At 50.5% G+C, this 697-nt stretch carries 6 tRNA genes; all 6 read right to left on the bottom strand.

Annotated elements, in window-relative coordinates:
- Positions 1-71: 71 nt before the first annotated feature.
- Positions 72-147, bottom strand: a tRNA-Asp gene (locus HMPREF3154_RS02550).
- Between the two features lie 10 nt (positions 148-157).
- Positions 158-247 (bottom strand) — tRNA-Ser (locus HMPREF3154_RS02555).
- A 9-nt stretch (positions 248-256) separates the two neighbouring features.
- A tRNA-Ile gene (locus HMPREF3154_RS02560) sits at positions 257-330 on the bottom strand.
- Positions 331-358: 28 nt separating this feature from the next.
- Positions 359-432, bottom strand: a tRNA-Met gene (locus tag HMPREF3154_RS02565).
- A gap of 24 nt (positions 433-456) precedes the next feature.
- A tRNA-Ala gene (locus HMPREF3154_RS02570) sits at positions 457-532 on the bottom strand.
- Positions 533-549: 17 nt separating this feature from the next.
- Positions 550-623 (bottom strand) — tRNA-Pro (locus HMPREF3154_RS02575).
- Between the last annotated feature and the right edge of the window lie 74 nt (positions 624-697).

A 697-nucleotide genomic window follows, 5' to 3' on the forward strand; every position in this document is an offset into this window, starting at 1 on the left:
CCGATCCCTTCAGCCGGACTTGGGTATTCCTCCATTATTTATAGGTAAATCGCTATTAAATTAATTAAAAATGGCGGTCCCGACGGGAATCGAACCCGCGATCTCCTGCGTGACAGGCAGGCGTGTTAACCGCTACACTACGGGACCATTTATAAAACGGAGGAAGAGGGATTCGAACCCCCGCGAGCCGTTAAGCTCCTGTCGGTTTTCAAGACCGATCCCTTCAGCCGGACTTGGGTATTCCTCCAAAATTATATGGACCTTGCAGGACTCGAACCTGCGACCGAACGGTTATGAGCCGTTAGCTCTAACCAACTGAGCTAAAGGTCCTAAATATAATTCTACAACTAATAAGTAGTGGCGGTGGAGGGGATCGAACCCCCGACCTCACGGGTATGAACCGTACGCTCTAGCCAGCTGAGCTACACCGCCGTTATGTAGTTTGTAAATTAATAATGGTGGAGACTAGCGGGATCGAACCGCTGACCTCCTGCGTGCAAAGCAGGCGCTCTCCCAGCTGAGCTAAGCCCCCAAAATTAATATGTACTATCGGGAAGACAGGATTCGAACCTACGACCCCTTGGTCCCAAACCAAGTGCTCTACCAAGCTGAGCTACTTCCCGTAGAATAAGCGCGCCCGATAGGAGTCGAACCCATAACCTTTTGATCCGTAGTCAAACGCTCTATCCAGTTGAGC

Source organism: Staphylococcus sp. HMSC06C11 (assembly GCF_001808345.1).
GTDB classification, from domain to species: domain Bacteria; phylum Bacillota; class Bacilli; order Staphylococcales; family Staphylococcaceae; genus Staphylococcus; species Staphylococcus capitis.